We start from the raw sequence: 6,000 nt of genomic DNA on the forward strand, positions 1-6,000 counted from the left end.
AGAATGTTCTCCTCATGCTGTCACCCAATATATAAATGGGTCTATATAAATTACTAACCTTTCATATTTAGCTGTTTGTTTGTCTCGCAAACTTAAATCCTATATGTATCTAAGGAAGGAAGGAAGGAAAAGCCCTTTTATGTATGCATGCTTGCCATTTAACACCCTCAAATGCGTTATCATCTACTATTATTACCTGGTACTAACTCAATGCAATATTATCCTACCACTTTTCATCTCACATTTTCAAGTTAATTTCACTTTGTATCGTTGTTTTCACGAGAAAACCTTTCTTTAACAAAAATACAATGGGTTTAACAGTTTTGGCCTGACCTGACTTTAACTCATTTCCATATACGCACCAAGACTAGATAAAAGCCGGTGGGTTGAAGTTATTGACTAAGCGGAAGAATAGCTGTAAATTAAAATGATTCATAAAATTAAATGTTCGAAATGGAACAGTTCAATACAGAAAGAATGGTGATGTTGAGTGGAGAATGAAAAACAATTAATGCGTTCCGTACAACTATTGCGTTCATTTTGGAACGTACAGAAAAATATCATGCGGTTCGTTCAAAAGACAGCCGCAGAAAATGGATTAACAGTTCCTCAATATTCCATTTTGATGACCATTACCCTTTACAAAGAGACCTCCCAAAAAAATGTCGGGGAGAAAACATTTCTTCCAAAAAGCACCTTGAGCCAAGCGGTCGATGGTCTAGTTCGCGGAGGCATGCTCCATCGTGAGCATGTGGAGGGCAACCGGCGTGAGATTCAATTGTCAATCACCGATAAGGGGGAAAATTTATTAAAAACGATTCATTTTCACGAAGGAAGCATTCACCAAATCTTTCAAACGGCCATTGAAATGCTTTCCGAAGAACAGTTTGAAGAGTTGCTAAAAACGCATCTGCAAATTACAAACTTTTTAGAAGCACGAGCAACCGAACAGGGAGAGTGTACAAAATGATAAAAATACTGAAAAATTTATCCGTATATAAGTGGATTATTTTAGCAGTTATCGGTCTGGTCTTTATTCAGTCCATGTCGGACCTCTTTTTGCCTACACTAATGGCTAATATTATTGACAAGGGCGTTGTTCGAGGAGACACTTCTTATATTTGGAAAATCGGTGGTTTTATGCTGTTGGTTTCCGCACTTGGCGCTTGTGCATCCATAATCGCAAGTTACTATTCGTCCAAAGCGGCAATGGGAATGGGACGCGATCTCCGCCTGAAGGTCTTTAATCACGTTGAAAAGTTTTCGTTACAAGAATTTGATGAAGTCGGTACGGCATCATTGATTACACGAACGACCAATGATATAACACAAGTCCAGCAAGTGGTTATCATGATGCTTCGTATGGTTATCAGTGCACCTATCATGTTAATCGGCGGAGTAATCATGGCTGTATCCATGGATGCAAAATTATCACTTGTCATTGTTGTCACAATGCCTTTTTTGATTGGTTCAATCTTGCTTATTCTATATAAAGGTGTGCCGCTCTTTCAAACGGTGCAAAAACGATTAGACCGGTTGAACCTTGTATTACGAGAAAATTTAACTGGAATTCGCGTCATTCGTGCCTTCAATCGTGAAACACAAGAGAAAGAACGTCTAAAGAAAGCGAATAAAGAATTAACGGATATCTCAATCAAAGTCAATAAAATCATGGCCTTCATGATGCCTGTAATGATGCTTGTCATGAACTTGACGGTTGTTGGTATCATTTGGTTTGGTGGAGTCCGTATTGATAACGGCGGTATGCAGATCGGGGACTTAATGGCATTTATCCAATATGTTATGCAAATTATGTTCGCTCTCGTTATGGCATCCATGATGTTCGTTATGGTTCCGCGAGCTGCCGTGTCGGCAACAAGGATAAACGAAGTCCTTGACATGAAACCTTCATTCCTGGATGAGGGGACAGAAAAGGCAGATCGTGTACACGGTACCCTTGAATTTGAACATGTTACGTTCAGTTACCCAGGAGCAGAAGAACCTGCATTATCGGATATTAGTTTTTCTGCAAGTCCTGGTGAAATCACCGCAATAATCGGTGGAACTGGTTCCGGGAAAACGACGCTTGTCAATTTGATCCCTCGCTTCTATGATATTTCAAGCGGAACGATTCGCGTCAATGGTGTTGATATACGTAAGTCATCACAAGATGAAGTCCGTTCAAAAATTGGCTTTGTACCACAAAAGGCCTCCCTCTTTACAGGTACTATCTCTGAAAACATTCGCTTTGGAAAACAAACAGCCACACAAGATGAAGTTGAGCATGCCGCTCGGATCGCGCAAGCGGAGGATTTTATCAGCAGCATGAAAGGCGGCTATGAGGCAGAAATCGATCAAGGCGGTTCAAACCTATCAGGAGGGCAAAAACAACGGCTTTCTATTGCAAGGGCACTCATTCGAAAACCGGATATTTATATATTCGATGATAGTTTTTCTGCACTGGACTACAAGACGGATGCCAACCTTCGCGCAGCCCTGAAAGATGAAACGAAAAATTCGACGGTACTACTCGTTGCCCAGCGTGTCAGTACCGTCGTGGACGCTGACCGAATCATTGTGTTAGACGAAGGCCACATTGTAGGCATGGGAACACACCAAGAGTTGCTTAGCACAAACGACATTTACCGTGAAATTGCCTTATCACAGCTTACAGAGGAGGAAATTGCATGAGTAATCAAAAGAAACCTCAAGGCGGCGGTCAGGTCGGGCATGGTCCTGGTGGCGGTAACATGATGATGATGGGTCAAAAAGCAAAAGATTTTAAAGGAACACTAAAACGCTTATTGACCTATTTAAAACCGAGGCGCAACAAATTGATTTCCGTGTTCTTCGCTGCAATCATGAGTACGATTTTTATGATTGTAGGACCGAAGATCATGGGAAATGCAATTACAGAATTATTCGAAGGAGCATATGGAAAGTTCCAGGGAATACCAGGAGCAGCCATTAACTTTGATAAAATTGGCCAGATCCTTCTACTCCTTGCCGGACTTTATGCTTTAAGCAGCCTTTTCAACTATGTACAACAATACATTATGTCAAGTGTTGCACAAGACACGGTATATGACCTTCGAGAAGATGTGAACAAAAAGCTCGAGAAACTTCCACTCAAATACTTTGAAGGACGTCCAAATGGTGAAACACTTAGCCGAATGACAAATGATATTGATACAATCGGGAGCACACTTCAGCAAAGCTTAACGCAATTCATAACATCAATCGTAACGATTGTGGGGATTATCATCATGATGCTTTCGATAAGCCCGTTATTGACATTAATCTCGATAATCAGCTTACCTTTGTCAATATTTGCAATCCGGCCTATTTTAAAAAGATCCCAAAAACATTTTGCCGATCAACAGCGTAAACTCGGACAATTAAATGGCCACATTGAAGAGATATATACCGGCCATCAAGTCGTTAAAGCATTCGGATATGAAAAAAAGGCGAGTGCCCAGTTTACTGAAGTTAATGAAGGATTGTATAAAGCGGGAAGCAAAGCCCAGTTTATATCGGGTATCATCATGCCCGTAATGTTCTTTATCGGAAATTTGAGCTATGTCATCATCAGCGTTGTCGGCGGAATATTGGTAACTCAGCGTTCGATTTCAATTGGTGACATTCAAGCATTCATCACATATTCAAAGCAGTTCACCCAGCCAATCACACAAACGGCTAACATCGCTAACATTATTCAGTCGACGGTTGCAGCCGCTGAGCGTGTTTTTGAACTACTTGATGAAGAAGAGGAAATGAAAGAACAAACCACAGTTAATATAAAAAGGGCAAATGGTGCTGTCTCTTTTGAACATGTGGACTTTGGATATGGGGAAGAAATGTTAATTGAAGATATGAACATCGATGTCCTGCCTGGACAGACGGTTGCAATCGTTGGACCGACTGGTGCGGGAAAAACGACCATGATAAATCTCTTGATGAGATTTTATGAACTCATCGGCGGAAAGATTACGATTGATGGTCTTGATACACGGAATATGTCACGTAATGATCTTCGAAAGAATTTTGGTATGGTACTTCAAGATACCTGGCTCTTTAATGGTACGATTAATGAAAATATCGCTTATGGCAAAAATGGAGCAACTGATGAAGAAATTTTTGCAGCTGCTCGCACGGCACATGCCGACCATTTCATTCGGACACTGCCAGATGGTTATGAGACAATCTTAAACGAAGAAGCTTCGAACATCTCACAAGGCCAAAAGCAGCTTTTGACAATCGCCCGGGCTGTTCTAGCAGATCCGCCAATCATGATATTGGATGAAGCGACATCTAGTGTGGACACTCGGACAGAAGTCTTTATCCAAAAGGCCATGAACCGACTGATGGAAGGAAGAACCAGCTTTGTCATTGCCCATCGTCTCTCAACGATTAAGGATGCAGATTTGATTCTTGTTATGGATCAAGGAAAAGTGATAGAGAAAGGAACGCATTCAGACCTTTTAAGGGAGAATGGTTTCTATGCAGAGCTATACAATAGTCAGTTCACTGAAAATGTAGCTGGATAATAAGAAGGAGGCTCAATTCCTAAACGGAGTCGAGCCTCTTTTTTATTATGTATCAATACCCCCTTTTATTTCCCTTTTTCACAAATTCCCAATCTACCTCAATATTTTTTCTAACCCTTTGAAGAAGATGAAGCATCGTTTCCGTTTCTTCCAAAGAAAATCCAGATAACGCAACCTTGTCAGTATACTCCCCTTCTTTTTTCAAATAAGGATAGACCTTTTCACCTTTATCGGTTGCATATAGCTTTTTAATTTTTTTGTTTTCCTCATCATTTTTCTTCTCGATTAACCCTTGTATTTCAAGTTTTTTAATGGCACGAGCTGCTGTCGTTCGGTCTACCTTTATCATTTCTGCTAACTTTTCCTGAATGATACCTGGGTTTTCACATATTCGAACAAGATACAAATACTGTCCTTTTGTAAGGTCAAATTCTTTAAATTCGATATTACTTATAGAGTCCAATGCCCTTGCTATCATTCCAATTTCACGGAGTATTTCCTTCATACAAAAAGCCCCTGACTTTTTTGTTGTATTTACAACAAAAATAATTTCATTTATACTAATATAGGATATACATTTATTATGACTTATCTTTTTAAATAAATCTAGAAAAGGGATGAAGAACATTGGATTCAAAAAGAATAACTACTGAAAATGATTTAAAAATAGCCTTTCATATCAGAAAAGAAGTATTTGTCGAGGAACAAGGTTTCCCATTAGAATTTGAATTTGATGAATTCGATACACTTAATGCTTTATCTGAACACATATTAGTCTATTATAATGAAATGCCAGTCGGAACTGGAAGATTAAGAGTTGTTGATGGGTTAGGTAAATTGGAGAGAATTTGCATCTTGGAGCCTTACCGTAAATTTGGTCTCGGGAAAATAATACTTAAAACGTTGGAAGAAATTGCAAAGGAACAAGGTATTACTCAGGTTAAATTACATGGGCAAACACAGGCAGAGGGCTTTTATAAAAAACTCGGCTATCGGACTTCATCCGATGTCTTTATGGAAGATGGCGGTCCACATCTATTAATGATAAAGGAATTGGTTAACGAATAAGTGTTAAATGTGAGTAGAACAAAAAATAACCTTTGATGGGGATCTTACTATTAACACTAGGTTGTTCTTTAACCATCCAACAGACAATTCTCTTTTAAAAGGGCAAAGAACAGAATGATTAATCTATTAACTTTGTATTGTGAATTATACCCCGGATAAGGGACACACATAAAAAGTGTCCCTTATCCCACCCTTTCCAACTCTTCTAAATAAAAGGAAAGTTTGGTTTACAAGTTTCAGATTTACATTTAACCCCAAAATCACTCGGCCATATTTTGCATTTTATGAGAGATATACAACAAAAAGACGAAGCTGTTTATAACATAAACGGCTTCGTCTCAGACTGTAGACAAACTCGATGAAAATCGAGTTTGTCTATTTTTAT

At 39.2% G+C, this 6,000-nt stretch carries 5 protein-coding genes; 4 read left to right on the forward strand and 1 reads right to left on the reverse strand.

Annotation, left to right across the window (positions count from 1 at the left end):
- Positions 1-490 precede the first annotated feature (490 nt).
- Genes ADA55_RS09245 through ADA55_RS09255 form a run of 3 tightly spaced genes read left to right on the forward strand, consistent with a single transcriptional unit; the run spans position 491 to position 4,547 of the window.
- Complete coding sequence (locus ADA55_RS09245; protein WP_048682404.1) at positions 491-970, forward strand: MarR family winged helix-turn-helix transcriptional regulator; 480 nt, start codon at positions 491-493, stop codon at positions 968-970.
- Complete coding sequence (locus tag ADA55_RS09250) at positions 967-2,691, forward strand: ABC transporter ATP-binding protein (RefSeq protein WP_048682407.1); 1,725 nt, start codon at positions 967-969, stop codon at positions 2,689-2,691. Before ADA55_RS09245 ends, ADA55_RS09250 begins: the two co-directional genes overlap by 4 nt.
- Complete coding sequence (locus tag ADA55_RS09255) at positions 2,688-4,547, forward strand: ABC transporter ATP-binding protein (RefSeq protein ID WP_048682411.1); 1,860 nt, start codon at positions 2,688-2,690, stop codon at positions 4,545-4,547. Before ADA55_RS09250 ends, ADA55_RS09255 begins: the two co-directional genes overlap by 4 nt.
- Positions 4,548-4,599: 52 nt before the next feature.
- On the opposite strand, the gene ADA55_RS09260 is transcribed toward ADA55_RS09255, so the two are convergent.
- Positions 4,600-5,052: a MarR family winged helix-turn-helix transcriptional regulator gene (locus ADA55_RS09260; protein ID WP_048682413.1), complete on the reverse strand. Its 453-nt coding sequence runs from the start codon at positions 5,050-5,052 to the stop codon at positions 4,600-4,602.
- A 122-nt stretch (positions 5,053-5,174) separates the two neighbouring features.
- Here ADA55_RS09260 and ADA55_RS09265 point away from each other — a divergent pair, with 122 nt between their 5' ends.
- Positions 5,175-5,615, forward strand: coding sequence for a GNAT family N-acetyltransferase (locus ADA55_RS09265; RefSeq protein ID WP_048682418.1), 441 nt, complete (start codon positions 5,175-5,177; stop codon positions 5,613-5,615).
- Positions 5,616-6,000 lie beyond the last annotated feature (385 nt).

The organism is Bacillus sp. 220_BSPC (genome assembly GCF_001054655.1).
GTDB classification, from domain to species: Bacteria; Bacillota; Bacilli; order Bacillales; family DSM-1321; genus Peribacillus; species Peribacillus frigoritolerans.

Bases quoted from the DNA above. Each gene is read 5' to 3' on its own strand.
- ADA55_RS09250 (WP_048682407.1), top strand. From the start codon at position 967: ATGATAAAAATACTGAAAAATTTATCCGTATATAAGTGGATTATTTTA.
- ADA55_RS09255 (WP_048682411.1), top strand. From the start codon at position 2,688: ATGAGTAATCAAAAGAAACCTCAAGGCGGCGGTCAGGTCGGGCATGGT.
- ADA55_RS09260 (WP_048682413.1), bottom strand. From the start codon at position 5,052: ATGAAGGAAATACTCCGTGAAATTGGAATGATAGCAAGGGCATTGGAC.